29 protein-coding genes and 1 pseudogene are annotated in these 24187 nt (G+C 72.7%); 9 read left to right on the top strand and 21 right to left on the bottom strand.

The features are described 5' to 3' along the window. Nucleotides 1-1553: MFS transporter (locus E1293_RS25140; RefSeq protein WP_132199918.1), on the bottom strand; the 1553-nt coding region annotated here is incomplete at its 3' end. 41 nt (nt 1554-1594) lie between these two features. Between E1293_RS25140 and E1293_RS25135 the strand changes: the two genes are divergently transcribed. The 4 genes from E1293_RS25135 (at nt 1595) to E1293_RS25120 (ending at nt 5292) form a co-directional block, all read left to right on the top strand. Then, entirely contained in the window at nt 1595-2209 is a 615-nt protein-coding gene (locus E1293_RS25135) for a TetR/AcrR family transcriptional regulator (protein ID WP_132199920.1), read from the top strand. A gap of 143 nt (nt 2210-2352) precedes the next feature. Beyond that, a complete protein-coding gene (locus E1293_RS25130) occupies nt 2353-3351 on the top strand; it encodes a sensor histidine kinase (protein ID WP_132199917.1) in 999 nt (332 codons plus the stop codon). A 91-nt stretch (nt 3352-3442) separates the two neighbouring features. Then, a complete protein-coding gene (locus E1293_RS25125; protein ID WP_132199916.1) occupies nt 3443-4348 on the top strand; it encodes an MEDS domain-containing protein in 906 nt (301 codons plus the stop codon). Beyond that, nucleotides 4348-5292: an anti-sigma factor RsbA family regulatory protein gene (locus tag E1293_RS25120; RefSeq protein WP_132199915.1), complete on the top strand. Its 945-nt coding sequence runs from the start codon at nt 4348-4350 to the stop codon at nt 5290-5292. Before E1293_RS25125 ends, E1293_RS25120 begins: the two co-directional genes overlap by 1 nt. Here the strand turns inward: E1293_RS25120 and E1293_RS25115 are convergent. The 17 genes from E1293_RS25115 to clpS all read right to left on the bottom strand — a co-directional run bounded on the left by E1293_RS25115 (nt 5289) and on the right by clpS (nt 16602). Next, nucleotides 5289-5714, bottom strand: coding sequence for a hypothetical protein (locus E1293_RS25115; RefSeq protein ID WP_132199914.1), 426 nt, complete (start codon nt 5712-5714; stop codon nt 5289-5291). The genes E1293_RS25120 and E1293_RS25115 overlap by 4 nt on opposite strands. After that, nucleotides 5711-6250 (bottom strand): SigE family RNA polymerase sigma factor, encoded by a 540-nt coding sequence (locus E1293_RS25110; RefSeq protein ID WP_243716507.1) that lies wholly within the window; start codon nt 6248-6250, stop codon nt 5711-5713. Before E1293_RS25110 ends, E1293_RS25115 begins: the two co-directional genes overlap by 4 nt. A 16-nt stretch (nt 6251-6266) precedes the next feature. Further along, entirely contained in the window at nt 6267-6677 is a 411-nt protein-coding gene (locus E1293_RS25105) for a hypothetical protein (RefSeq protein ID WP_132199913.1), read from the bottom strand. A gap of 118 nt (nt 6678-6795) precedes the next feature. Then, entirely contained in the window at nt 6796-7410 is a 615-nt protein-coding gene (rdgB, locus tag E1293_RS25100) for an RdgB/HAM1 family non-canonical purine NTP pyrophosphatase (protein ID WP_132199912.1), read from the bottom strand. Next, nucleotides 7407-8126 (bottom strand): ribonuclease PH, encoded by a 720-nt coding sequence (rph, locus tag E1293_RS25095; protein WP_132199911.1) that lies wholly within the window; start codon nt 8124-8126, stop codon nt 7407-7409. The genes rdgB and rph overlap by 4 nt, the downstream gene beginning before the upstream one ends. 20 nt (nt 8127-8146) lie before the next feature. Continuing rightward, the gene (locus tag E1293_RS25090) at nt 8147-8896 is read right to left on the bottom strand and encodes an MBL fold metallo-hydrolase (RefSeq protein ID WP_132199910.1); all 750 of its coding nucleotides are present in this window, start codon (nt 8894-8896) and stop codon (nt 8147-8149) included. A gap of 31 nt (nt 8897-8927) precedes the next feature. After that, nucleotides 8928-9800: a glutamate racemase gene (gene murI / locus E1293_RS25085; protein WP_132199909.1), complete on the bottom strand. Its 873-nt coding sequence runs from the start codon at nt 9798-9800 to the stop codon at nt 8928-8930. 140 nt (nt 9801-9940) lie between these two features. Next, entirely contained in the window at nt 9941-10735 is a 795-nt protein-coding gene (locus E1293_RS25080) for a thioesterase family protein (protein ID WP_132199908.1), read from the bottom strand. Nucleotides 10736-10853: 118 nt separating this feature from the next. Beyond that, the gene (locus E1293_RS25075) at nt 10854-11801 is read right to left on the bottom strand and encodes a PLP-dependent cysteine synthase family protein (protein ID WP_132199907.1); all 948 of its coding nucleotides are present in this window, start codon (nt 11799-11801) and stop codon (nt 10854-10856) included. 15 nt (nt 11802-11816) lie between these two features. Then, nucleotides 11817-12089, bottom strand: a complete 273-nt coding sequence (locus tag E1293_RS25070) for a MoaD/ThiS family protein (RefSeq protein ID WP_132199906.1) — start codon at nt 12087-12089, stop codon at nt 11817-11819. Between the two features lie 103 nt (nt 12090-12192). Beyond that, nucleotides 12193-12315 (bottom strand): hypothetical protein, encoded by a 123-nt coding sequence (locus E1293_RS50270; protein ID WP_279473277.1) that lies wholly within the window; start codon nt 12313-12315, stop codon nt 12193-12195. Nucleotides 12316-12348: 33 nt separating this feature from the next. Further along, complete coding sequence (locus tag E1293_RS25065; RefSeq protein WP_132199905.1) at nt 12349-12768, bottom strand: M67 family metallopeptidase; 420 nt, start codon at nt 12766-12768, stop codon at nt 12349-12351. 43 nt (nt 12769-12811) lie between these two features. Then, a complete protein-coding gene (locus tag E1293_RS25060) occupies nt 12812-13795 on the bottom strand; it encodes a sensor histidine kinase (protein ID WP_165978386.1) in 984 nt (327 codons plus the stop codon). Next, on the bottom strand, nt 13792-14640 hold the full coding sequence (locus E1293_RS25055; protein ID WP_132199903.1) for an MEDS domain-containing protein: 849 nt from the start codon (nt 14638-14640) through the stop codon (nt 13792-13794). The genes E1293_RS25060 and E1293_RS25055 overlap by 4 nt, the downstream gene beginning before the upstream one ends. A gap of 50 nt (nt 14641-14690) precedes the next feature. Next, nucleotides 14691-15626, bottom strand: coding sequence for an MEDS domain-containing protein (locus tag E1293_RS25050; RefSeq protein WP_132199902.1), 936 nt, complete (start codon nt 15624-15626; stop codon nt 14691-14693). Nucleotides 15627-15773: 147 nt separating this feature from the next. After that, the gene (locus E1293_RS25045; RefSeq protein WP_132199901.1) at nt 15774-16313 is read right to left on the bottom strand and encodes a DUF2017 domain-containing protein; all 540 of its coding nucleotides are present in this window, start codon (nt 16311-16313) and stop codon (nt 15774-15776) included. Then, complete coding sequence (clpS, locus tag E1293_RS25040; RefSeq protein WP_132199900.1) at nt 16306-16602, bottom strand: ATP-dependent Clp protease adapter ClpS; 297 nt, start codon at nt 16600-16602, stop codon at nt 16306-16308. The genes E1293_RS25045 and clpS overlap by 8 nt, the downstream gene beginning before the upstream one ends. Before the next feature lie 162 nt (nt 16603-16764). Between clpS and E1293_RS25035 the strand changes: the two genes are divergently transcribed. The 3 genes from E1293_RS25035 to E1293_RS25025 all read left to right on the top strand — a co-directional run bounded on the left by E1293_RS25035 (nt 16765) and on the right by E1293_RS25025 (nt 19253). Next, nucleotides 16765-18084 carry a nicotinate phosphoribosyltransferase gene (locus E1293_RS25035; protein ID WP_279473276.1) on the top strand — a complete coding sequence of 440 codons (1320 nt, stop codon included), beginning with the start codon at nt 16765-16767 and terminating at the stop codon, nt 18082-18084. A 63-nt stretch (nt 18085-18147) separates the two neighbouring features. Continuing rightward, the gene (locus tag E1293_RS25030; protein ID WP_132199898.1) at nt 18148-18729 is read left to right on the top strand and encodes an isochorismatase family protein; all 582 of its coding nucleotides are present in this window, start codon (nt 18148-18150) and stop codon (nt 18727-18729) included. 2 nt (nt 18730-18731) lie between these two features. After that, on the top strand, nt 18732-19253 hold the full coding sequence (locus tag E1293_RS25025; protein ID WP_132199897.1) for a gluconokinase: 522 nt from the start codon (nt 18732-18734) through the stop codon (nt 19251-19253). A gap of 70 nt (nt 19254-19323) precedes the next feature. Here E1293_RS25025 and E1293_RS25020 read toward each other — a convergent pair whose 3' ends face one another. Then, the gene (locus E1293_RS25020) at nt 19324-20244 is read right to left on the bottom strand and encodes an RNA polymerase sigma-70 factor (RefSeq protein ID WP_132199896.1); all 921 of its coding nucleotides are present in this window, start codon (nt 20242-20244) and stop codon (nt 19324-19326) included. Next, nucleotides 20241-21173: an NAD-dependent epimerase/dehydratase family protein gene (locus E1293_RS25015; protein ID WP_132199895.1), complete on the bottom strand. Its 933-nt coding sequence runs from the start codon at nt 21171-21173 to the stop codon at nt 20241-20243. Before E1293_RS25015 ends, E1293_RS25020 begins: the two co-directional genes overlap by 4 nt. 193 nt (nt 21174-21366) lie before the next feature. Here E1293_RS25015 and E1293_RS48715 point away from each other — a divergent pair, with 193 nt between their 5' ends. Next, a complete protein-coding gene (locus E1293_RS48715; RefSeq protein WP_132199894.1) occupies nt 21367-22197 on the top strand; it encodes a class I SAM-dependent methyltransferase in 831 nt (276 codons plus the stop codon). A gap of 63 nt (nt 22198-22260) precedes the next feature. Here E1293_RS48715 and E1293_RS50770 read toward each other — a convergent pair. Next, nucleotides 22261-22317, bottom strand: a pseudogene (locus E1293_RS50770) (SEC-C metal-binding domain-containing protein); the annotation flags it as partial. Between the two features lie 1194 nt (nt 22318-23511). Between E1293_RS50770 and E1293_RS47665 the strand changes: the two are divergent. Further along, on the top strand, nt 23512-24187 hold a 676-nt coding region (locus E1293_RS47665; RefSeq protein WP_165978385.1), incomplete at its 3' end, for a DUF222 domain-containing protein.

The following is a 24187-nucleotide window of genomic DNA, read 5'->3' as shown; positions in this document are numbered from 1 at the left end:
GGTGTGGGGGGTCGTCCCCCCACCTGAGGCACGGCGGCTGCTCCGGCGGGGCCGGCACCGGAGTTCGCGGCGGCACGGCGGGGCGCCCGGTACAGGGCGGCGACGATGACGGCGGTGACGGCGAGCGCGATCGACGCGGTGAGGAACGCCGACTGGACGCCGTCGCCGAACGCCGTCCGGGCCTGGTCCGCGACCTGCGGGCCCATCCGCATCGCGATGGCGAGGGACGACTCGGCCTGCTCGGCGGCCGGGCCCGGCAGGTTCTCCACGTTCAGGTTCGACCGGTAGGCCGACTGCAGGAGGCTGCCGAGGACGGCGATGCCGAGCGCGCCGCCGAGCTCGCGGGCCAGGTCGTTCATCGCCGAGCCCACGCCCTGCTTGTCGGCGGGCAGCGCGTCGGTGATCGAGGCGGTGGACGGGGTCATGGCGAGCCCCATGCCGGCGCCGAACGGGATCAGGCCGGCGAGCAGCAGCCAGTACGTGCTGTCCTCGTCCAGCAGCGAGAAGATCAGCATGCCGACGGCGGCCAGGAGCAGGCCGGCCGTGATGACGCGGCGCGGGCCGATCTTGGCGGCCAGCCGCGGAGCGGCGCCCCGGGCGAACGGCATCATCGTGAGCGCCATGGGCACCAGGCTCAGCGCCCCAACGAGCGCGCTCTCGTCCTGCACCAGCTGCATGTACTGCAGGATGATGAACACGAAGCCGAAGAAGGCGAAGAACTGCAGGGTGATGGTGAGGGTGCCCGCGGAGAACGCCCGGTGGCGGAACAGCCGCGGGTCGAGCAGCGGGTTCGGCCGCTTCAGCTCCCAGAGGACGAAGCCGGCGAGGATGACGAGGGCCGCGGCGAGGCCGAGGAGCGTGCGGGCGCTGGCCCAGCCCTCGGTCGGCGCCTCGATGATCGAGTAGACGCCGACGCCGAGCCCGGCGACGGTGATCACGGCGCCGGTCACGTCGAGCCTCGGGGCGTCCGGGTCGGCGGACTCGGGGACGACGGCGAGCGTCACGATCAGCGCGAGCACCGCGAGCACGACGTTCATCCAGAACACCGACCGCCACGACCACGCCTCCAGCAGCGTGCCGGAGACCAGCAGCCCGAAGATCGCACTGCCGCCGGCGACGCCCGCCCAGGCGCCGACCGCGCGGGTGCGCTGCTCGGCCGGGAACGTGGAGGTGATCGTCGACAGCGTCGCCGGCATGACCAGCGCGGCGCCGACGCCGAGGACGCCGCGCATCGCGATCAGCCAGTTCGGGTCGCTGGCGAGCGCGGCGGCGGCCGAGCCGGCGCCGAAGACGACGAGCCCGGCGGCGAGCGCGCGGCGCCGCCCGTAGCGGTCGCCGATGGCGCCGCCGAGCAGCAGCAGCGCGGCGAACACCAGCGCGTACGCGTCGATGATCCACGCCAGCTCGGTCAGGCCGGCGTGGGTGTCGCGGGCGATGGACGGCACCGCGGTGTTGAGGGACGCCACGGCCGACACGACCGTGGCGAGGGACAGCATCACGGCCGGCAGCACCGCACGGTGGACGGTGCCCGGCTCCTGCTTCTTAGCGTTCATGCCTCGAATCTCCTCCCGGCCGCCGCTATAATTCAACCGTGATGAATAAATCGGAGCGGTCGCGCGGCCGGCGGCGCGGCAGCCCGGACACCCGCGAGGCGATCCTCGCGGTGGCCCGGCGCCGCTTCCTGGCCGACGGGTACGGGCCCGTGACGATGCGCTCCATCGCCGCCGAGGCCGGCGTGGACGCCGCCCTGATCAGCTATTTCTTCGGCTCGAAGAAGGGGCTGTTCGGCGCGGTGCTGGGCCTGGTCGCCAACCCGCCGGAGGTGCTCGCGGGCGCGCTGCCCGGCGACCCCGCCACGCTGCCCGAACGCGTCCTGCACGCGCTGCTGACCGCCTGGGACGATCCCGAGCGGGGCGCGCCGCTGCTGTTCATGGTGCGCACCGCGGTGCAGGACCCGGAGCTGACCCGGCTGGTCCGCGACCTCCTGGAACGCGAGATCATCGGCCGCATCGCCGAGCACGTGGGCGGAGCCGACGCGCGCGGGCGGGCGTCGGCGTTCGGCGTGCAGCTCGCCGGGCTGATCTTCGCCCGCTACCTGTTCGCCGTGGAACCGATCGCGTCCATGGCGCCTGATGAATTAATCCCGCGCCTCGCGCCGGGCCTCCGCGCCGCCCTGTACCGGGCGCCGCACCGCCCCCGGCCCCGCTGATCCGGCCGCCGCGCCGGTAAGGGACAGTCCCCCGCCCGCGTTCCGGACGGGACCTCCGCGGTATTTGCCGGGAGGGTCTCGGCAGGCCGGGTGCGGGCGCCCTAGGCTGGTCGGGTCCGCCCCCCTGTGCAGCCGGTGACGCCATGATCACGCATCCGGCGGTGTCCGCCGCGAGTGACGACTTCACGCATCGCCTGCTGCCGTACGCGGGGGCCGGTGAATTCCTCGGCGGCGCCGTGCCGTTCCTGCGCGCCGGAGTCGAGGCGGGCGACCGCGTCGTCGCGGTGTGCGGATCGGGCCGGGAGATGCTGCTGCGCGACGCCCTCGGCCGCGCCGCCGCCGACGTCGAGTTCGCCGAGGCCGCCGCCTGGTACGCGCACCCCTCCCGGACGCTCGCCGACTGCCTGGGCGACGCCTGCGAGGCCGCCCGGCAGGGCCGCCGCCTGCGCCTGCTCGGCGAGGCCGTCTGGGCGACGCGGCCGGCGCTGGAGGTCGTCGAGTGGCAGCGGGCCGAGGCCGTCCTGAACGTCGCGTTCCGCGGCACCGGCGCCCTGCTCATGTGCCCGTACTCGGCCGCCCTGCCGGCCGCCGTCGTCGCCGCCGGGCGCAAGACGCACCCGGAGACCGTCCGCGGCGCCCGGTCCCTGCGCAACCCCGGCTTCGTGAGCCCGTGGACGTTCTGCGAGCAGTGCGACCACGAGCCGCTGCCCCCGCCGCCGGGCGACGCCGACACGCTGGAGATCCGGCGTCCCGACCTGTTCTGGCTGCGCGCCTACGTCACCGACTGCGCGCGGCAGACGCCGCTGCCGGAGGAGGACCTGCAGCGGCTCCTGGTCGCGGTCACCGAGGTCGTCACGAACGCGCTCCGGCACGGCGAGCCGCCCATCGCCCTGCGCATGTGGACCGACGCCTCCGACGGCGCCGCCGCGCTCGTCTGCGAGATCACCGACGCGGGGCGGTGGGCACCGGGCACCGGGTACGGGCTCGTCCCGCCGGGCCCGGACGGCGGGGCGTCCGACGGCGGGTTCGGGCTGTGGGCCGTGCGGCTGCTCTGCTCCATCGTCCAGATCCGGACGGGGGAGGACGGCACCGCCGTCCGGCTGCGGCTCGCCCTCCCCACCGGCGCCACCGTGCGGAGATGAACGCAGCGTGAGGAACTCCATGCGTTGGGCTTCCAAACGTCCCGCAGCGGCGTACGCTGAACCCATCCCCCTCAGACCCGATGGGCAGGCCATGGAGACACCCTGGTTCGACAAGCGCCACGTCAGCGGCGTCCGGCCCGGAGACCACGGCTGGCTGGCCTACACCGGCCCGGAGGAGCGCGACCGGGTCATCGGCCCCTTCGTCCGCGAGGGCCTGGAGACCAACGAGAAGGTGGTGTACATCACCGATGTCCCGGCGGAGCACCTGCCCGGTCTGCAGCCGCGGCACCGGCTCGACGTGGACGCCCTCGTCAGGTCGGGCCGGCTGCGGGTGATCTCGCGGCAGGACGCCTGCCTCGACCGCGGCGGCGCCTTCGAGCCGGCCAAGATGGCCGACACCATCGGCCGCGAGGTCGACGCGGCCTTCGAGCAGGACTTCCGCGCCGCGCGCGTGACCACCGACTACAGCTGGCTGCTGCACGAGCCCGGGCCGGCGGGCCTGCGCCGCATGCTGGGCTGCGAGCACCGGGTCGGCGACGCCGTCTCGCCGAGCACGATGGCGATGGCGGTCTGCCAGATCGACAGCCGCGCGTGCACGCCCGACCAGCTCATCGCCCTCCGCGACACACACGAGGTCCTCGTGGAAGTGAACCCCGAGTTCTATGACGGGATCCTGAAGATCGTGCGCACTTTCGACCCCGACGGGCTGCGCGTCGAGGGGGAGCTGGACGCGGCCCGGCACTCGGTGTTCGCCGAGCAGCTGTCGCGGGTCCGGCCCGGCGGCAGCGTCCACCTCGACATGTCCGGGCTCGGCTTCATCGACCTCGGCGGGCTGCACCTGCTCGCCAAGCACGCCACCCGGCTGCCCGCCGAAGCCTCGCTGGTCCTCGACCACCTGTCGCCGAACGTCAAGAGCGTCATCGAGACCGTCGGATGGCACCGGCTCCCCGGCCTCGCCCGCGGACGCGAGCTCCCGGAGACGGAGGGCATCGCCTGATGACACTGGAGCACAAGGCCTTCCTGTACGGCGGCACCGAGGACTTCCTGTCGGCCACCGTGCCGTACCTGGAGTCCGGCCTGGAACGCGAGCAGGCGGTGATCGCCGTCGCGCGCGCAGCCAACCTGAGCGCCCTGCGCGACGTCCTCGCGCCGCACGGCGACGCGATCCTCTACATCGACGCGGCCGGGTTCTACGAGCATCCCGTCCGCACCCTGCGGGACTACCAGACCCTGGTGAGGGAGAGCGCCCCGCGCACGATCCGGGCGCTCGCCGAGCCGGTCTGGGACGGCTGGGACGAGCGGCAGACGCTCGAATGGATCCGCTACGAGTCCCTCATCAACGTGGTGTTCGCCGACTCGGGGGCGAGCGCGCTCTGCCCCTACGACACCGAGACGCTGCCGCCGCGCATCCTCAACGAGGCGCGCCGCACCCATCCGGTGCTGCACACCGCGGGCCGCGACGCCGCCAGCGAGGAGTACGTCGACCCGGTCGCGTTCGGGTCCGGCTGCGACCGCGGCATGCGCTCGCACCGCCCGGCCGGCGCGGACTACCTGCCCATCGACGACTCCGACCTGCACATGCTGCGGGCGTTCGTCGGCGAGCGCGCCGGCAAGCACGGCCTTACCGGGCAGCAGGCGCAGAACCTCGTCACGGCCGCCAACGAGGTCGCCGCGAACGCGCTCCAGCACGGCACGCCCCCGGTCGGCCTCTGGATATGGCAGGACGGCCCCGACCTGGTCTGCGAGATCGGCGACAACGGCTTCTGGCGCCCCGGCCCCGACCCGCTGACCGGCTTCATCCCGCCCGAGTCGGCCCTGCAGCGGGGCTTCGGCCTGTGGACCGTCCGCCTGCTCGTCGACCTGATGGAACTCCAGGCGGGCTGGGACGGCACCTTCGTCCGGCTGCGCGTGCAGTGCGCCGCCCCTGACGCCGGGTTCTAGCGGGAACCCGGCACCGCACTCGACGGCTGCGCCTGGGGCCGTCCGGTGATCGAGGCCGAGGGCTCGGGTGTGGTGAGCCCTGCCGAGGGCACCGGGCTCACGGGCCGCGAAGGCGCCCGCGAGGTGGGGGCCGGCGCCGGCGAGGCCGGAGGCGTCAGCGGACGCGGCGGGTCCGGATTCCGGGCGCCCGGCCAGAAGAGCACGGCGACCGCCACCAGCACGGCCGCGGTGAACGCGCCGGCCAGCAGGGGGAAGGTCCAGCGCCGCGACGGAAGGGTCCGGCGGCGGAGGAGCCCGAACCGGGCGGGCGCGGTGTCCCGTCCCGCGTCCTGGAACCTGCGGACCGTGCCGGGGCCGGCGTGGATCTCGTCGGCCGCCCTGCGGTAGTGGTCGCGCAGCAGGGCATCGAGGTCGTCGTTCACGCCCGGCCCTCCCTCATGTGCTCGTCCCCCATGCGCTCGCGCAGCGCCGCCATGGCCCGCGCGGTGTGGCTCTTCACCGTCCCCCGGGAGATCCCGAGCGTCTCGGCGATCTCCTGCTCGCTCAGGTCGCACCAGTACCGCAGCACGATCACCGCCCGCTGCTTGGCCGGCAGGGCGCGCAGCACCTCGTCGAGGTCGCCCCGGGCGGGCATCGGCACCTGGGGCGCGCCCGAGGACGCCTCCGCGAGCCGTTCGAGGTCGGCGGCCGACCCGGACGGGGTGCCGGGCCTGCGGGTCCGCCGCCTGTTCTCGTCGATCGCGAGGTTGACCAGCACCTTGCGCGCGTACGCCTCGGGATCGCCGTCCGCGAGGCGCCGCCACCGGCGGGCGACCCGCTCGTAGGCGATCTGGAGGAGGTCCTCGGCGAGGTACCGGTCGTAGACCAGGAACACGGCGGTGCGCAGCAGCCGGCCCGCGGTGGCGGTCACGAAGTCGTCGAACGTGATCTCCGCCCCGCGGACCTCTGCGGCGCTCAACGTGGACAGACCGCACCTACCCGCCGTGTGAGGGGCTCGGCGCCGGCGCCGCGGTGCTCGGGACCGGCGTGGGCGTCCGGCTCGCCGTCGGCGGCCCGGAAGGCCCCGGCCTGGGGGCCCGGCTCGCCGTCGGCGCCGTGGACGGGACCGGTTCGGCGGACGGCGGCGTCTTGGACGGTGTCACCGCGCAACCTGGGGGAAGCGGCACCGGGGAGGGAGGCGCCGTGGGGTCCAGGACGGGGCACGTCGGCGACGGGACGGGCGACGGCGCCGCCGTGCCGACCTGCGCCTGCTGGGCGGCGGGCTTCGCGTCCAGGGACGAGCCCGGACCGGCGGCGAGCCAGACGCCCGCGGCGACGGCGCCCGCCCCGCCGAGCCCGGCCAGCACGACCAGCGGTCCGCGGCGGATACGACCCTTGTCGATCATGTGTCTCCTCGGGTGAAGTGTCCTTACACCCCGGATAACCCTCGCCCGGCGCCGCCCGGTTGTCATCCCGCCGCGAATTTTCTCGGCGGCCGCCCTTAACGGCCGCCCTTCGCCGGGGTCAGGAGAGGCCGGCCGTCGCCAATGCGCCGGGCACGAGTTCGGCGAGGGCGCGGAAGGCGCGGCCGCGGTGGCTGATCGCGTCCTTCTCCTCGGGGGCCAGCTCGGCGGTCGTGCGCGACTCGCCGTCCGGGAGGAAGACCGGGTCGTAGCCGAAACCGCCGGTACCGCGCGGCTCCCGGATGACCGTCCCGTGCATGCGCCCCTCGACGCAGTGCTCGACACCGCCCGGGACCACGAGGGCCGCCGCGCACACGAACGATCCGCCGCGCTCGCCGTCGGCGACGTCGGCGAGCTGGTCGAGGACGAGCAGCAGGTTGGAGGCGTCGCGGTCGCCGGCGCCGAACCGTCCCGACCAGCGGGCGGACAGGACGCCCGGCATGCCGTTCAGCGCGTCCACGCACAGGCCGGAGTCGTCGGCGACGGCCGGCAGGCCGGTGAACGCCGCGATCGCGCGGGCCTTCAGCAGCGCGTTGCCCTCGAAGGTCAGCTCCGTCTCGGGCACGTCGGGGGCGCCAGGGAACGCGTCCAGGCCGGCGACGTCGAGGTCGCCGAGGATGCGGTGCAGTTCGGCGACCTTGCCCTGGTTGTGGGTCGCGAGGACGAGCCGCGTCATCGGGCGAGGGCCTCGGCCTGGAGCCGGGTCAGCTCGGCGCAGCCGCCGGCCGCGAGGTCGAGCAGCGCGTCCAGCTCGGCGCGGTCGAACGGGGTGCCCTCGGCGGTGCCCTGCACCTCCACGAACCGGCCGTCGCCGGTGCAGACGACGTTCATGTCGGTCCCGGCGGCCGAGTCCTCCTCGTAGCAGAGGTCGAGGCGGGGCTCGCCGTCGACGACGCCGACGCTGACCGCCGACACCGAGGTGATGAGCGGGTCGCCCTTGAGGAGCCTGCGCTCCCGCATCCAGGCGACCGCGTCGGCGAGCGCGACGTACGCGCCGGTGATCGCGGCGGTGCGGGTGCCGCCGTCGGCCTGCAGGACGTCGCAGTCGAGCTGGACGGTGTTCTCGCCGAGCGCCTTCAGGTCGAGGCACGCGCGGACGGAGCGGCCGATCAGCCGGGAGATCTCGTGGGTGCGGCCGCCGATCCGCCCCTTGACGGACTCGCGGTCGTTGCGGGTGTTGGTGGCGCGCGGCAGCATCGCGTACTCGGCGGTGACCCAGCCGAGGCCGCTGTCGCGCCGCCAGCGGGGCACCGACGCCTGCACGGACGCGGCGCACAGCACGCGCGTGGCGCCGAACTCGACGAGCACCGACCCCTCCGCGTGGTCGAGCCATCCGCGCTGGATGCGGACGGGACGGAGCTGGTCGATCGCGCGATCATCGGGGCGTGCCATGCGGCCAACCCTAGCGGGACTCAGAGGGTGTACCGGGCACCCACGCGCGCCAGCTCGATGGGGCCGTCGTACCCGGCGGCCTTCGCCTCCTTGAGCGACAGGTCGGGCTCGTTCCACGGCACCAGATGGGTGAGCACGAGCCGTCCGACGCCGGCGCGGGCGGCGTGCTCGGCGGCCTCCCGGGCGGTCAGGTGCAGCTCGGACGGCAGGCCCGGACCGTCCAGGAAGGACGCCTCGCACAGGAACAGGTCGGCGCCGGACGCCAGCTCGACCAGCTCGTCGGACGCGCCCGTGTCGCCCGAGTAGGCGAGCGCCCGGCCGCCGTGCTCGATGCGGAACGCGTACGCCTCGACCGGGTGCGGCATCAGCGCCGTCGTCACCCGGAACGGCCCGATCTCGTAGGGGCCGCGGCGCAGGGTGTGGAAGTCGAACGTCTCCGACATGCCGGGGTCGGGTTCGAGGTCGTACGCGCGGGCCATCCGGGCGGCGGTGCCGGCGGGGCCGTGCACCGGGATGCGCGGCACCGGGCCGCTCGGCCGGTAGGTGCGCGCCACCCAGTACCCGCACAGGTCCAGGCAGTGATCGGCGTGCAGGTGCGAGATGCAGACGGCGTCGATCTCGTACAGCGAGCGGAACCGCTGCAGCGACCCGAGCGCGCCGTTGCCGAGGTCGAGCACCAGCGCGTAGCCGTCCGCCTCGATCAGGTAGCTGGACGCGGGGCTGTCCGGCCCAGGGAAACTGCCGGAGCAGCCGATCACAGTGACCCGCACGCTCACTCCTCCTCTTGGAGTCCCCGAGGAATCAGGTGGTCAGAGCCGTGTTCGATGCGGCCTCGTGGTTCGCTGCAGCCTCGTGCAGCGTCGTCTCGACCGAGTCGATCTCCGGTCCGAGGAATCGGCGGCCGAGCTCGGCGAACACGGCGGGGTCACCGGTGGCGCGGAACCGGTGCCGCGGCCGCGGCGTCGCCGCGTTGCGGGCCAGCCCCCGATCGTGCAGCACTCGGTACACGTCCTTGGCGGTCTCGTCGGCACTTGACACCAGTGTGACCCCGTCTCCGACGACATACGAGATGACGCCCGTCAAAAGCGGATAGTGGGTGCAGCCGAGGATGAGGGTGTCGCAGCCCGCGTCCACGATCGGGTGCAGGTAGCCGCGGGCGGCGTCCAGCAGCTCGCCGCCCATCGTGACGCCCGACTCGACGAACTCGACGAACCGCGGGCAGGCGGCACCGACCAGCTCGATGTGCGGCGCGGCGGCGAACGCGTCGTCGTAGGCGCGGCTGTTCACGGTCGCCTCGGTGGCGATGAGCCCGACCCGCCCGTTGGACGTGGCGCGGGCCGCGCGCCGGGTCGCCGGGTTGATGACCTCGACGACGGGGACGTCGTAGCGCTCGCGGGCGTCGCGCAGCATCGCCGAGCTGGCGCTGTTGCAGGCGATCACCAGCATCTTCACGCCCTCGTCGACCAGTTCGTCGAGCATCTCCAGGGCGAACGCGCGGACCTGCGCGATGGGCCGCGGCCCGTACGGCTGGCGGGCGGAGTCGCCGAGGTACACGATCGGCTCGTTCGGCAGCTGGTCGAGGATGGCCCGGGCCACCGTGAGCCCGCCGAAGCCGCTGTCGAAGATCCCGATGGGCGCGTCTGGGAGGCCGTCCCCCCGGGATGGATCTGACATGGTGCACAAGGCTAAGCGACAAGGCCCCGCCCAGGTGCGCCATGCGTTGGACATCACACCGTAACGTGCCGGAAAACCGCCCAGCTCACGCCCCGGACGCGTGATCCGGTGGTTTCCGCTCCCGAAACGCCGGGCGATCCTCAGGAGTGGGCGCGGGGGGCGCGGGCCAGCTGGCGGCTCTGCGCGACGAGGCGGCCGGCGGTGTCCCAGACCTCGACCTCCTCGTCGAACCAGCCGCCGGCGAGGAGGCGGCCGGTGCCGTGCACGGCGAGCCAGCCGGGTGCCGGGACGGCCCGCATGTGCCAGGTCAGCTCGACGGTCGGGGCCCAGCCCTGCGCGCCGAGGTTCAGCGCGACGGGCGGCAGCGCGTCCACGGCGAGGGCGAGCGAGTAGGCGTCGGCGGTGTGGCCGCAGCGGTGCCGGAACCAGCCGCGGATCTCCGGGCGCCCGCTCGGCTGGCCGTCGAGCCAGCCCATCGTGGTCCGGTCGAAGCGCATGTCGACCTGGTCGGCGAAGCCGCTGTCGCCGGTGGGCGGCCGGACGTCGGTGCACTCCTCCAGGTCCGGCATCCCGGCGGGCTGCCCGGCGGCGTAGTCGGGCTCGGTGGCCGGGTCGAGCGTCCCGGTGATGATCAGCGCGTCCACGACGGGACGGTCGTCCTGGACGAGGGTGACCAGCGACGAGGCGGCCGTCCGCCCCTGCTTGCGGGTGTCGACGACGAGCCGGGCGGGGCCGGCCTTGGCGACGCGGTGGAAGTTGGCGGCGGTCGACACGGGGTGCTCGTGCGGGGAGGCGTCCACGGCGGCGCGGGCGAGCACGGCCATCAGGTAGCCGCCGTTGAGCGCGCCGGAGATGCCGTAGCCGGCGTCGAGGTCGGCCTCGTACCGGCCGTCGTCGACCCGCGTGACGGCGGTCGCCTCGCCGAACCCGTCCATGTGCACTCTCCCGCTCCGCCGTGCCGGACCCGGCGGCCCGGCACGGTTCTAGAATCACGTTCGAAAACGCACTCTACCGTGCCGGACCTGCGGGCCGAATGTCCGGCCGTGTGCCCGGTCAGGCCCAGAGCTGGCCTTCGAGGCGGGCCTCGGCCTCCTCCAGGGTGCCGCCGTACGCGCCGGTCGACAGGTACTTCCAGCCGCCGTCGGCGACGACGAACACGATGTCGGCCCGCTCACCGGCCTTGACCGCCTTGTCCGCCATGCCGATCGCCGCGTGCAGCGCGCCGCCGGTCGAGATGCCCGCGAAGATGCCCTCCTGCTCCAGCAGCTCGCGGGTGCGGCGCAGCGCCTCCAGCGAGGCGACCGAGAACCGGGTGGTCAGGACGGACTCGTCGTACAGCTCGGGGATGAAGCCCTCGTCGATGTTGCGCAGCCCGTACACCAGCTCCCCGTACCGGGGCTCCGCCGCGACGATCTTCACGTCCGGGACCCGCTCGCGCAGGAACCGGCCGACCCCCATCAGCGTGCCCGTCGTGCCGAGCCCGGCGACGAAGTGCGTCACCGACGGCAGGTCGGCGAGGATCTCCGGGCCCGTCGTCTCGTAGTGCGCGAGGGCATTGGCCTCGTTGCCGTACTGGTAGAGCATCACCCAGTCGGGGTTCTCCGCCGCGAGGCCCTTCGCGACCCGGACGGCCTCGTTCGAGCCGCCCGCCGCCGGAGAGGAGACGATGCGGGCGCCCCACATCTCCAGCAGCTGGCGCCGCTCGGCGGAGGTGTTCTCGGGCATCACGCACACGATCCGATAGCCGCGCAGCTTGGCGACCATGGCGAGGGAGATGCCGGTGTTGCCGGACGTCGGCTCCAGGATCGTGCAGCCCGGCGTCAGCAGCCCCTCCTTCTCCGCCTTCTCGACCATGAAGAAGGCGGGCCGGTCCTTCACCGAACCGGTGGGGTTGCGGTCCTCCAGCTTGGCCCAGAGCCGGACGTCCCCGCCCGGCGACAGCCGCGGCAGCCCGACCAGGGGGGTGCCGCCGAGCGAGTCCAGCAGTGAGTCGAAACGCATGCTCGGCCGCCCGGCTCAGCCGCCGGCTACGGCCGGGAGGATGGTGACGCTGTCGCCGTCGGCGACCTCCGTCTCCAGCCCGCCGAGGAAGCGCACGTCCTCGTCGTTCAGGTAGACGTTGACGAACTTGCGCAGGCCCTTGGCGTCGACCAGCCGGTCGCGCAGGCCGGCGTGCCGGGTGTCCAGGTCGGCGAACAGCTCGTCGAGCGTGCCGCCCTTGCCGTCGACGGCCTTCGCGCCATCGGTGAGGTTGCGCAGGATCGTCGGGATCCGGACCTCGATCGCCATCGCGGTGATCTCCTTCTACGTCGTACGGGGCTCCCCGCCCTCTCGCGTCACAACCGGGCGGGCAGCGGGATGATTCCAGGCGTGCTCAAGCGTGCTCAGCGCGTCAGCGACAGTCGTAGACGACCTCGGCGCGCGAGTGCCCGAACAGGAAGCCCTGCACGGGTGGCACGGCGGCGGCCCCGGCGCGGCGCCGCGCGCCGCCCGTCCCATGCCCGCTCGTCCCCATGACGCCCACTTTACCGGCCGCCCCGCGCCCGGCTCAGCCCTGGTAGGCGTCGACGACGGAGACCTCTTCTTCGGTCACCTCGCCGTCCACGATCCGGTACGACCGGAACTCGGTGCCGTCCTCCTCGCGGGTCGACACGAGCACGTAGTGCGCGTTCGGCTCGGACGCGTAGGAGATGTCGGTGCGGGACGGGTACGCCTCCGTCGCGGTGTGCGAGTGGTAGATCACGACCGGCTCCTCGTCGCGGTCGTCCATCTCCCGCCACACCTTGAGCTGCTCCTGCGAGTCGAACCGGTAGAAGGTCGGGGACCGCTCCGCGTTGGCCATGGCGACGTACCGGACGGGACGGCCCGAGCCGGCGGGCCCGGCGATGATGCCGCAGGCCTCGTCGGGGTGGTCGGCGCGCGCGTGCGCGATGATCTTCTCCACCAGGGCGCGCTCGATCGTCAGCATGGCCGAAGGCTACCCGGCGGCGGCGCCGTCGCCCCACCCGGTCTCAGCCGAGCTTCACCCGCATCCTGACCTGCGTGCCCCAGGCGCCCGACCGGATCTCCACGATGTGGCAGAGCCGCCGGACGGCCCACAGCGCGACGTCGCCGTCCTGCCGCTCCGGCGGCAGGTGCCCCGGGTACCGCACGGTCAGGACGCGCCCCGGGTCGGTGACGTCGCAGATCAGCTCCCCGTCCGCCGCCCACACCCGGAGGGCGCCGCGGCCGCCGCCGTCCCGGACGATGCCGGTCGCGACCTCGTTCACCGCCAGCACGAACTGGAGCGCCCGGTCGCCGGGCAGGCCGTGCCGGGTGGCCTCGGCGGTCAGCACGGTCCGCAGCGACGGCAGGCCGCCCGCCGCGAACACCGTCCGGCGGGCCGTCTCCGGCGGCGCGGGCAGCGGGGCCGCGTCGCACTCGGCGTAGAAGCGGGCGGGGTCGGTGAACCGCTCGCTCGCGGTCGTCCCGTCCGGCCCGGCCAGCTCCGGATGGGTGCGCGCCGCGCCGTCGAGGACGTGCCGGGGCAGCGCCGCCGCGTCGTACGCGCACATGATCGTGGTCGGGGTGCCGGCGAACACCACGTTCAGCAGGCACTCGTGGCGCAGCCACTCCCGCGTCTCCAGCGGCGTCCGGCCGTCCCAGACGGGCTCGGCGAGCAGCCGCAGGCTCCCCTTCGGCCACCAGTCGTCGCGCGCCCGGTCGTGCAGGGCCGCGAGCGCCCGCGCGGGCCCGCCGAACCACTTCGCCGCGTCGATGAACTCGATCGCGGTCTCCGGGCCGCACCGCTCGCGGAGTTCGACGGACAGCGGCGGCCGCACGATGGCGACGACGGTCTCCCCCGCATGGCGCCCAGCCCGCAGGTACGCCACGGCGGACAGCAGGAGCTCCCACCTGGAGCCGTAGAGCAGCGCCCGGTGGACGAGCGCGTCCCGGCCGGTCTCCGGGCCGCCGGTCAGGGCGCTCCCTCCCGCACCTCCCTGCGGCGCGTTCACGGCGCGGCCTCCGCGACGATGCCGGGCACGGTGTCCCAGCCCGCGGCGCGCATCATCATGTCCATGCAGCCGGGGATCGACCGCAGGATGACCTGCCTGCCGATGACGCTGCTCGTCTCGTTGGCGCGGATCAGCGCGCGCAGCCCGCCCAGATCGCAGAAGTCGAGCCGGGACAGGTCGAGGCAGATGTGCGCGGCGCGGGGGTCGACGCCGCGGAGCGCCGTGACCAGCGCGGGCAGGGTCGACTCGTCGATCGCCCCGCTCAGCCGCAGCCCGGGCGGCGCGAACAGCGGCACGATGGTCAGCACCCCGTCGTCGAACACGGCGTCGGCTCGGGCCCGCCCGCCGTGCCGCGCATCGATCTCGCACAGGTGGTCGCCGACGAACCAGCGCCGATCGTACTGGCAGAGCGCCATAGCGCGTCCGCCCGAATCGACGGCGCGGTGGACGGCGTCCTCGAACGCGGTAAAGCGCTCGGTGCCCGGCCAGCCGCGCAGGGACGGCGACGCCTCGGCCGTGACGCGGACCCCCGGGTGGCCGCGGGCCAGCGCCGACTCGATCACGGTGCCGAGATCGGTCCCGGCCGTGGGCGCGACGATCAGCCGCCCGTCGCCGAGCGCGGCCCCGAAACGGTCCCGCAGCCGCTCGGCGGCGGCTTCGGGCGGCTCGTCGTCGACCAGGTAGACCAGGGCGTCGCCGGTGCGCAGCCCGGCGTCGAGGAACGCCGCGAGCACGGCGCGGCGCTCCGCGTCGTTGACGTAGACGAGGCACAGGTGGTCGCCGAAGCGCATGTCCCCGACCGCGCTGGACGGGTCGCCGCTCTCGCGGACCTGACCGGTAGTCACGTGACCTCCTCGGCGGGCGATGCCGGAACCGCCGGAGCCCGCCGCCCGCGTCAGCCGGCGCGGCGCTCGATGGACACGCCGGGCGCGTCGTCGAGTCCGTCGGCGTGGAGCCGGGCGTGCAGGGCGCCGGGCACCGATCGCAGCAGCAGCCCCCGGCCGCCCGGCCGGTCGGACCCGTCCGGGCCGTCGGCGCCGGTCAGCAGCCGCAGGCCCGCCGCGTCGCAGTCGGTCACGCCGTCCAGGTCGAGGCAGAGCAGGCCGGTACGCGTCGTGATCGACTCCAGCAGGGCCGCGACGGCGGGACGGGTCTCGGCGTCGATGACGCCCTCCAGCGCGACGCCCGGCGGGCTGAAGATCGGCGTGATCCGCAGCGAGCCGTCGTCGTAGTAGTCGTCGGCGCGCACCCGGCCCATGTGGCTGGCCTCGACCTCCGCCAGCTTGGCCGGGTCGAACCAGTTCCGGTCGAACTGGCAGATCGCCATGGCCTGCAGGTCGGTGGTCATGAAGATCTCGTCCAGCATCCGCTCGAAGTCGCCGAACTGGCCGGTGCCCGGCCAGCGGCGCAGCGAGAACCGCGCCTCGCCCGCGATCCGGACCCCGGCATAGCCCTGGACGAGCGCGAGGTCGATCTCCGTCGCCATCAGCTGCAGGCTCGCGCCGGGGTCGAACCGGCCGCTCGCCAGGAACGTCTCCTCGGCGGTGCGGACGACGAAGTGGCCGGCCTCCATCGCCGCGGCGAGGTCGACCGGCGGCTCGTCCGCGGCCGGGTCGGCGACCTCCGCGCGCCCGGCGAGCAGCCAGCCGAGGACCTCGGGCGCCGGGACGCCGTCGGAGATGTAGATGACCTTGTGCCCCGCGCGCACGCCGTCGCGGGCGTAGGCGGCCATGATCGACCGTCGTTCCTCGTCGTTGTCGAAGATGAGGGCCAGATGGTCCCCGAGCTGCATCGCGCCGACCGGTGTGACGCGGGTCCTCGCCGCGGGCATGGACGCCTCCGAGTAGTTCGCGGCCCGCCGCTGCGGGTCGTCGCTCCCCCGGCGACAACGCTAACAACGCTCCGCACAGGCGTCTCGACGATCGGTAATGTCCGCCATGGCCGAGAGTGGACGGCGGCCCCCGCTACCGAGGCCGGGCTACCAGAGGACCTGGACGAGGCTCTCCTGCAGCATCGTCAGCCAGTCGTAGGCCGCGAACAGAGGGGCGCGAGGGTCGCGCGCGTCCATGGTCTCGGCCTCCTCGTACCAGTCCTCGGTGATGTCGAGCCGGGTGCCGAGCGCCAGCCGGACGTCGTTGAGCGCCCGCAGCCACGCCTGCGCCTGCTTCTCGTCCAGGACGGTGTCGGTGCCGTGCTCGCGCAGCGCGCCGAGGACCGCTCCGGCGGCCTCGCGCTTGCCGTCCCGCAGACCCATCTCGGTGTAGCGGCGGAACTCCCCGGCGGCCTCGCCATCGTCGCGGTAGGCGTCCGGGAACAGCCGCGCCAGGACGGGATCGTCCGGTTTCACGGCGTTCTCGGCGATGCCGATCGAGGCCAGCTCGCCGTCGTCCTCCGGCGCGTCGCCGATGAGCGCGAGCAGCTGCTCCATCAGGGCGCGCAGCAGCGCGGTCTCCTCGGGCTCCAGCAGCACCCTGATGCCCTCGGGCATCTTCGTGACCCGGCTGAACCGGTCAGTCATCCTGCTTCACCGTCGCCCACAGACCGTAGGAGTGCAGGATCTCGACGTCCCGCTCCATCTCCTCGCGGGTGCCGTTGGCCACCACTGCGCGGCCCTTGTGGTGCACGTCCATCATCAGCTTCTCGGCCTTGGTCTTGGGGTAGCCGAAAACGGCCTGGAACACGTACGTGACGTACGACATCAGGTTGATCGGGTCGTTCCAGACGATCGCCAGCCAGGGCCGGTCTGCACGCACGTCCTCCTCGACGTCCGGCCGCTCCAGCTCGACCGGTGCGGGCGCCGTGCTCATGGCGCTCATCGACGGCGTCGCCCCCTCTCTGCGAAGTCGGTCCGCCCACCGCACCCGATGCTATGCGGCGCGCCCCGCCCCCGGGTGCGCGATGGCCCGCACCCCCGGTGCGCGGTGGCCCGCACCCCCATGGTGCCCACAGTCGGCCTTAAGGTTCCACATGTGGACTCCGCTGACGGCACCGCCCTGCTGACCGACCAGTACGAGCTGACGATGCTGCAGGCCGCGCTCCGCAGCGGCACGGCCGGCCGCCGCGCCGTCTTCGAGGTCTTCGCGCGCAGCCTGCCCGCGGGGCGGCGCTACGGCGTCGTCGCAGGTACCGGGCGGCTGCTGGACGCGATCGAGGCGTTCCGGTTCGGCCCCGCCGAGCTGGAGTTCCTCACCGCCAACGGCATCGTGGACGAGCCCACGGTGCAATGGCTGGAGAAATACCGCTTCACCGGCAACGTGTGGGGCTACGCCGAAGGCGACTGCTACTTCCCGGAATCGCCGATCCTGGTGGTCGAAGGGACGTTCGGGGAGGCGGTGCTGCTGGAAACGCTCGCGCTGTCGATCCTCAACCACGACTGCGCGATCGCCTCCGCCGCGTCCCGGATGGTGCAGGCCGCGCAGGACCGCCCCCTCATCGAGATGGGCTCGCGGCGCACCCACGAGCGCGCCGCCGTCGCCGCCGCCCGCGCCGCCCACATCGCCGGGTTCACCACGACGTCCAACCTGGAGGCGGGCCGGCTGTACGGCGTCCCCACCGCCGGGACGAGCGCGCACTCGTTCACCCTCCTGCACGACAGCGAGCGGCACGCGTTCCGGGCCCAGCTCGACTCGCTCGGCGAGAGCACCACGCTCCTGGTCGACACCTACGACGTCGAGCGGGCCGTCCGGACGGCCGTGGAACTCGCAGGCCCGTCCCTGGGCGCCGTCCGGATCGACAGCGGCGACCTCGGCGTGATGGCCCGCCGCGTCCGCGACCAGCTCGACTCGCTCGGCGCCCGCGAAACGCGCATCGTGGTCACCGGCGACCTCGACGAGTACGGCATCGCCGCGCTGGGCGCCGCCCCCGTCGACGGCTACGGCGTGGGCACGTCCCTGGTCACCGGCTCCGGCGCCCCCACCGCGTCCCTCGTCTACAAACTCGTCGCACGCTCGGACGCCCCCGACGAGGACGCGCCCATGCGTCCCGTCGCGAAGCGCTCGGCCGGAAAACCGAGCCGCGGCGGGCGCAAGACGGCCGTGCGCCGCATCGACGGGCACGGCACCGCCTACGCCGAGACGGTGTCCACCGGCGAGCCGGCCCCCGGCCCCCGCGACCGCGTCCTGCAGGTCCCGCTGGTGCGGGACGGCGAGGTCATCGGCCGCGAATCCCTCCGCGAGGCCCGCGAACGCCACACCCGGTCGATCGCCGAGCTCCCCCCGACGGCCGTCCAGCTCTCCAAGGGCGAGCCCGCCGTCCCCACCGACTTCGTCGACGCGGGCCCCCGCCGCTGACAAGCCCTCCGCTGGGGTACGGTCGGGGCAGATCCGGCGGGGCAACCGGTTAAGGGAGCGGTCGTGGGCAAGAAGGCTCTGATCATCGTTGATGTGCAGAACGACTTCTGCGAGGGCGGCTCGCTCGCCGTCGGCGGCGGGGCCGCCGTGGCCACCGCGATCTCCGGGCACGTGGCCGCGCACCGGGACGAGTACGCGCACATCGTCGCCACCCGCGACTTCCACCTCGACCCCGGCGCCCACTTCTCCGAAGAGCCCGACTTCGTCGACACGTGGCCGCCGCACTGCGTGATCGGCACCGCGGGCGCCGACTTCCACGCCAACCTCGCCCTCGCCCCCATCGAAGCCGTCTTCAGCAAGGGCCGCGAGACCGCCGCCTACAGCGGCTTCGAGGGCTTCTCCGACGACGACACCCCGCTCGCCGACTGGCTCGCCGCCCGCGGCGCCGACACCGTGGACATCGTCGGGATCGCCACCGACCACTGCGTCCGCGCCACCGCCGTCGACGCCGTCCGCGCGGGCCTGCGCACCACCGTCCTGCTCGACCTCACCGCCGCGGTCGCCAAACCCACCGTCGACCGCGCCCTGGACGAACTCGCCCAGGAAGGCATCGTCCTGTCCGGCTCGCCGGTGGTGACCGGCTGACCATGACGGAACACAGGGTCATCGTGATCGCCGGCGTGTCCGGCAGCGGCAAGTCCACCATCGGCGAACTCCTCGCCGAGCACCTCGGCTGGGACTACGCCGAGGCCGACGCGTTCCACTCCCAGGCCAACATCGACAAGATGGCGTCCGGCCACCCGCTGACCGACGCCGACCGCCTCCCCTGGCTCCAGGCCATCGCCGCCTGGATCGACGAACGCCTCGCGGCGGACCGTCCCGGCATCGTCAGCTGCTCCGCCCTCAAGCGCGGCTACCGCGACCTCCTCGCCGGCGGCCGTCCCGCCGTCGCCATGGTCCTGCTGGACGGCGACCGCGACCTCATCGCCGCCCGCATGAAGGCCCGCAAGGGCCACTTCTTCAAAGCGACCCTCCTCGACACCCAGTTCGCCGACCTCGAACTCCCCGCCCCCGACGAGGACGTCCTCCTGGCCCCCATAACGGGCCCCCCAGAGGAAACGGTCACGCACATCCTCAAGTCCCTGAACCTGACTCCAACTCCCCGCTGACCTCACGGATCCCGCCTCTGGCGGCGCGCCGCACGGTGCCCGCATCGGCTCCACCGGAACCTGACGTTGATCAACTGCGTCGGCGGGCCCGGATCGTTTCGCCGACGACCGTCCAGGCGTCGGCCACAGGACCCAGGTGGCCGAGCTTGTCGGGGTTGAGCACCGTGCGGATCGCCTGGATCCGCCCGCCGAGAATGTCGAGCGTCCAGGTGTTGACGACCCTGCCGTCCCGGTCGCGGAAGATCGCGCCCGGCTGCCCGTTCAGCTCGCAGGATTCCACGACGCCGCCGATCCGGGCGAACGGCGGGGCGAGCGCGGCCAGCAGCCGGGCCACGTTCCCGGCGCCGCTGACGCCCGTCCCCCACTGCGGGGACGTGCCGCCGCCGTCGGAGACCATGGACACGTCGGCGGCCAGCAGCTCCCGCAGCCCGTCGACGTCCCCTCCCCGGAAGGCGTCGAAGAACCGCGCGGCGAGTTCCTCGCGCTCGCGCCGGTCGGCCTCGAACCGGGGGCGCCCGGCGTCCATGTGGCGCCGCGCCCGCACCGCCAGCTGGCGGCACGCCGCCTCCGATCGCCCGACGGCCGACGCGACCTCCGGGAAGCCGAAACCGAACACCTCCCGCAGCACGAAGACCGCGCGCTCAAGCGGGGAGAGCCGCTCCAGCAGCAGCAGTGCCGCCGTCGACACCGAGTCGGCCAGCTCCGCCGAGCGCTCCGGGTCCTGGTAGGGGTCGGTCAGCAGCGGCTCGGGGAACCACTCCCCTGCGTACTGCTCCCGCCGGACGCGGGCCGAGCGCAGCACGTCGATCGAGATCCGGGTCACCACGGCCGAGAGGTACGCCTTGACCGACACGGGCGACGTCGGGGTGGCCGCGTAGCGCAGCCAGGTCTCCTGCACCGCGTCCTCGGCCTCGCTCACGCTGCCCAGGATCCGGTAGGCGATCGAGAACAGCAGCGGCCGCAGCTCTTCGAACTCCTCGGCGCGGGTCACGCCAGCTCGTCCTTGAAACCCTGCCGCCACGAGGGGTACTGGAGCTTCCAGCCGAGCTCCCGCTTGGCCTTGGCGTTGGAGAAGCCGCGCCCCTCGGTCATCATCACGACCGCCTGGTCCCCGGCCAGCAGCCGCGCCAGCCACACCGGAACCCGCAGCGGCCGCTTCGCGCCCGCGCACTCGGCCAGGTAGGGAAGCCATTCCCTGGCCGGGGCCGGTTCGTCGTCGACGATGTTGAACACGCCCCCGGCCTTCTGCTCCACGGCCAGGACGGTGGCACTCGCCGCGTCATCGAGATGCACCCACGAGCTACGGCCTGTGCCGCGTCCAACGAGCGGGTACTGCCGCTTGCGCAAAAGCTCGACCTGGTCGTCGATGGCGCCCGGCCCGTAGAACGCGCCGTAGCGCAGAACCGCGCCACCGGTCTGGAGGACCACGTCCTCGACCCGGCTCAACGCCTTCAGCCCGACGTACGCGGCCGTTCCTTCGAGCAGGTCCAGCGGATCTTCCTCGCTCTTCACCCATCCGCCCTCGCGAATGCCGTTCCAGGAGGCGTAGCCCTGCGCGACGACATGCGGGACGCCGGTCGCCTCGGCCGCCGCCAGCAGGTGGTCGGTCCCCTCGGTGCGCAGCCGGTTGGTGATGGCGAACCAGCGGTCCGGATGCTTGATGTCGGGCTTGCCGGCATGCGTGGTGGAGATCGCCGTCATCTGGTGCACGATCGCCTCCGGCTGAGCGGCCGCCACCGCCTCCCCGACCGACGCGGCGTCCAGCCCGTCCATCACGACCCCTTCGGCGCCCAGCCGCGCCAACAGGTCCAGCTTGGCCGGACTCGTCGTCGTGGCCGTCACCTCATGCCCCCGAGCCACCAACTGCGGCACCAGCCGCCGTCCGAGAACCCCACTCCCGCCTGCCACGAACACCCGCATGACCATCCCCTCCCGTAGTCCGTCTTCGAGACCTGGGACGAGACAGCCCACCCCCCTGTGACATGGGATGACGCCGTGCGGCTTGCCGGTGCGCTGGTTCCAGGCGGCGACGCAGCCGTGCGGCAATAGCGGATGAATAATGCCGCCGCCTATCGTCGGGGGCCACCGAGCGTTCCGATGAGAGGTGACGGCGATGTCCGCGCATGCCGAGCCCGAGGGTTCCACCTCATACCTGTTCGATACGGGCTCTGATCTGGGTGACCAGCAGATGCGGGTGATGCCCGTCCTGCTCGATCCGCTCACGCTGGACGTGCTCGACGCCACCGGTGTGGGTCCCGGGGCGCGGTGTCTGGAGCTGGGTGCCGGCGGTGGCTCGATCGCGCGTGCGCTGGCCGAGCGCGCCGGCCCGTCAGGCCGGGTCGTCGCCGTCGACCTGGCCACCGACTACCTGGAAGACATCCCGGGCGTGGAGGTGTACCGCCACGACATCACCCAGGGGCTGCCCGACCCCGGGCCGTTCGATCTCATCCACGCCCGGCTCGTGCTGCTCCACCTGCCGCAGCGCCTGGAGGTGCTTCGCACCCTGGTGGACGCGCTCGCACCGGGCGGCTGGCTGGTGCTCGGTGAGTACAGCGGTCGGCTGCCCTATGCGTCAGCAGCTCCCACCGAGGACGAACTGGCGTTGTTCGATCGGGTCATGGACATCGGGCACCACGTCATCGGCGCGGGCGCAGGGCAGTCCTTGCGGTGGGCGCACGAGGCGCCGGAGCATCTACTCAACGCGGGCCTGACCAACGTGCACAGCCGCGAGTACTCGTTCACCACCGTCGGCGGCGATACCGCCTGCCGGTACATCGACCTCCTGGTCCGCCAGATCGCGCCCCCGCTCCTGAGCGCGGGCCTCAGCGAAGGTCAGCTGACGCGTTTCCACGAACTGATGCTCGATCCCCGGTTCCGCGGCTGGTTCTACCAGTTCGTCGGCACCCGGGGCCAAAAGCCCAGTAGCGGGGGCGCATCCGGCTAGTCGCGGACGTAGTAGTGGCCGAGGACGCCGTCGAAGCGTCCGGTGGACCGGCAGCAGCGGCGGAAAGCGCCGCCCGGAACCGCAGGGGCAGGGGTCGTTGCCGCCGAGCTTCTCGACCAGCTCGGTGTCGGTGCCGACCGTCCGGTCGCCGCGCTTGACCTTGGTCTCGCTAGAGGGAACCCCCTGCGGCGCTTGCTGGTCCGCTCAAAAGGACGTCTCGGTGTCACGCTCGCGGTACATGGCGATCTCCTTAACTCGGGATCGGACGCACACGACGATAGAGCCTGGCCCCCAGGCAGATCCAACGATTAATCCCAGCCGCTATCCCCCGGCCATGACCGGCCCTGCAACCCATCTCGCTTGGCCTTGCTTCTTTCGTTCCAGGGCCCGCCACCGTCGGCGATCATGTTGCGATCGCCCGCCCTCGGCCGCTGGTGGAAACACCATTTGACGGCTTCAACGCCGCGTTTCACGCCGCCGAATGCCTCACCAAATGTTTCGCCGAAGTGAGTGTCGGCGGGACGTCTGTGGGGCCGTCCCGCTTTCGCCGGTTGTTGTCTGTCGTGCTTCTGTACGTCGAGCGCGTGACTGGTGTCCCTTTTCTCTCGGGTTTATGCGGTGCTGCCGGGTGGGTGGCTGAGGTGGCCTTCCGTAGGTGGGTGCGCCCGTTTCACTTGTCGCCGCTTGCTGTCACGTTGGTTGCGGTCGCTGGGTTGGGGTCTTGTTTTGTCGTGTCGGGTTGGCGCGTGGTCCTGTCGACAAGCCCTTTCGGCAAGAGGGCGAGAGCGGCTGAGGCCAAGAAGCCCCTTGCCGCGCCAGCCTCTGCCGATGCCTCCGGTATCGGCCACAACCGGGCTGCTCGTCCCGGCCGCAAAGGTCCGTCACGAAGTTGGCGGGCACGTTTCGCGCTGTGTCGGGGTCGTCGTGCGAGCCGAGTCACCAGGGACGCCGACCTTGCGTACGCGCGGCTACGCGGACCGAGGCTCCAGCTCGGAAAGCCTTAATTCCGGATCTTGTGTGACCGAAGGCTTTCGCCGAGACGGGTCTCGGGGCGACGTTCACGACCTGCTTTGCAGTAACAGTGTCGCGGGTCGTCATCTAAAGAAAATCGAAGAAAGATGTGATGATGGCGCGACATGTCTGGATCGTCGAGTTTTTCGGGTGCAAATATGGCGTAGAATTGGAGGTGTTGGAATGGATTGGGGTTGGGGGGTGAGAACCGTGTCGATGCCCATCGCAGTAGACGATCACCAGCATGAATGGGATTGGGAAGAGCGGGCACGGTTCCAACTCGGTCCGCCACCGTCCGTCCATATGCCCAAGCAGAGCGGGCGCCTTTGCAACCTTGCTGATGATGAACTTCTCGATGTCGCCAGAGCGGCCCGGCGGCGTGCCTCATGGGCACAGGCGCGGGAACTCGCCGCCATCGCCGAACTCCACCGGCGTCGCATCGATGCGGAGAGCGACGACGACCCCGGCTACCGGATTCTGTCCGCGCGCGAGTCGGTTACCGAAGAGGTCGCTGCGGCCTTGACGGTCACCAGCAACGTCGCCGCCACCCTTGTGCATTTGGCCGAACGGCTCACCGGTCCGTTGGCCGCGACCGGCGCGGCACTGGAGGCCGGACGGATCGACCTGGCCAAAGCCCGTGTCATCTGCGACGCCACCGACGACCTCCCCGAGCAGGCCACCCAGCGGGTCGAAGCAGCCGCGCTGGAGAAGGCGTCCGACCAGACCACCGGACAGCTGCGCCGCCGCCTCAAGCGCATCGCGCAGCGGCTGGCACCCGAAGTGATCGAGGAACGCAAACGGGAAGCAGTACGCAGGCGGCGGCTGGAGCTGTGGGAGAACCCCTCCGGTACCGCCGACCTGGCCCTGTGCGACCTGGCCGCCGAAGACGCCCACGCCATCTACAACAAGATCACCGCCGCCGCCCACGGCCTCAAGGCCGACGGCGACACCCGCCCCCTCACCACCATCCGCGCCGACC

This window comes from Actinomadura darangshiensis (genome assembly GCF_004349235.1).
GTDB lineage: Bacteria > Actinomycetota > Actinomycetes > Streptosporangiales > Streptosporangiaceae > Spirillospora > Spirillospora darangshiensis.
This window is presented reverse-complemented; position numbering and strand designations above follow the sequence as displayed.

Bases quoted from the DNA above. Each gene is read 5' to 3' on its own strand.
- clpS (WP_132199900.1), bottom strand. From the start codon at position 16,602: ATGAGCACGGCGCCCGCACCGGTCGAGCTGGAGCGGCCGGACGTCGAG.
- E1293_RS48715 (WP_132199894.1), top strand. From the start codon at position 21,367: ATGTCCGCGCATGCCGAGCCCGAGGGTTCCACCTCATACCTGTTCGAT.
- E1293_RS25070 (WP_132199906.1), bottom strand. From the start codon at position 12,089: ATGGCGATCGAGGTCCGGATCCCGACGATCCTGCGCAACCTCACCGAT.
- E1293_RS50270 (WP_279473277.1), bottom strand. From the start codon at position 12,315: ATGGGGACGAGCGGGCATGGGACGGGCGGCGCGCGGCGCCGCGCCGGG.
- E1293_RS25135 (WP_132199920.1), top strand. From the start codon at position 1,595: ATGAATAAATCGGAGCGGTCGCGCGGCCGGCGGCGCGGCAGCCCGGAC.
- E1293_RS25075 (WP_132199907.1), bottom strand. From the start codon at position 11,801: ATGCGTTTCGACTCACTGCTGGACTCGCTCGGCGGCACCCCCCTGGTC.
- E1293_RS25130 (WP_132199917.1), top strand. From the start codon at position 2,353: ATGATCACGCATCCGGCGGTGTCCGCCGCGAGTGACGACTTCACGCAT.
- rph (WP_132199911.1), bottom strand. From the start codon at position 8,126: ATGGCACGCCCCGATGATCGCGCGATCGACCAGCTCCGTCCCGTCCGC.
- E1293_RS25045 (WP_132199901.1), bottom strand. From the start codon at position 16,313: ATGACTGACCGGTTCAGCCGGGTCACGAAGATGCCCGAGGGCATCAGG.
- E1293_RS25025 (WP_132199897.1), top strand. From the start codon at position 18,732: ATGACGGAACACAGGGTCATCGTGATCGCCGGCGTGTCCGGCAGCGGC.
- E1293_RS25050 (WP_132199902.1), bottom strand. From the start codon at position 15,626: ATGCCCGCGGCGAGGACCCGCGTCACACCGGTCGGCGCGATGCAGCTC.
- E1293_RS25065 (WP_132199905.1), bottom strand. From the start codon at position 12,768: ATGCTGACGATCGAGCGCGCCCTGGTGGAGAAGATCATCGCGCACGCG.
- E1293_RS25125 (WP_132199916.1), top strand. From the start codon at position 3,443: ATGGAGACACCCTGGTTCGACAAGCGCCACGTCAGCGGCGTCCGGCCC.
- E1293_RS25080 (WP_132199908.1), bottom strand. From the start codon at position 10,735: ATGGACGGGTTCGGCGAGGCGACCGCCGTCACGCGGGTCGACGACGGC.
- E1293_RS25120 (WP_132199915.1), top strand. From the start codon at position 4,348: ATGACACTGGAGCACAAGGCCTTCCTGTACGGCGGCACCGAGGACTTC.
- E1293_RS25015 (WP_132199895.1), bottom strand. From the start codon at position 21,173: ATGCGGGTGTTCGTGGCAGGCGGGAGTGGGGTTCTCGGACGGCGGCTG.
- E1293_RS25105 (WP_132199913.1), bottom strand. From the start codon at position 6,677: ATGATCGACAAGGGTCGTATCCGCCGCGGACCGCTGGTCGTGCTGGCC.
- rdgB (WP_132199912.1), bottom strand. From the start codon at position 7,410: ATGACGCGGCTCGTCCTCGCGACCCACAACCAGGGCAAGGTCGCCGAA.
- murI (WP_132199909.1), bottom strand. From the start codon at position 9,800: ATGTCAGATCCATCCCGGGGGGACGGCCTCCCAGACGCGCCCATCGGG.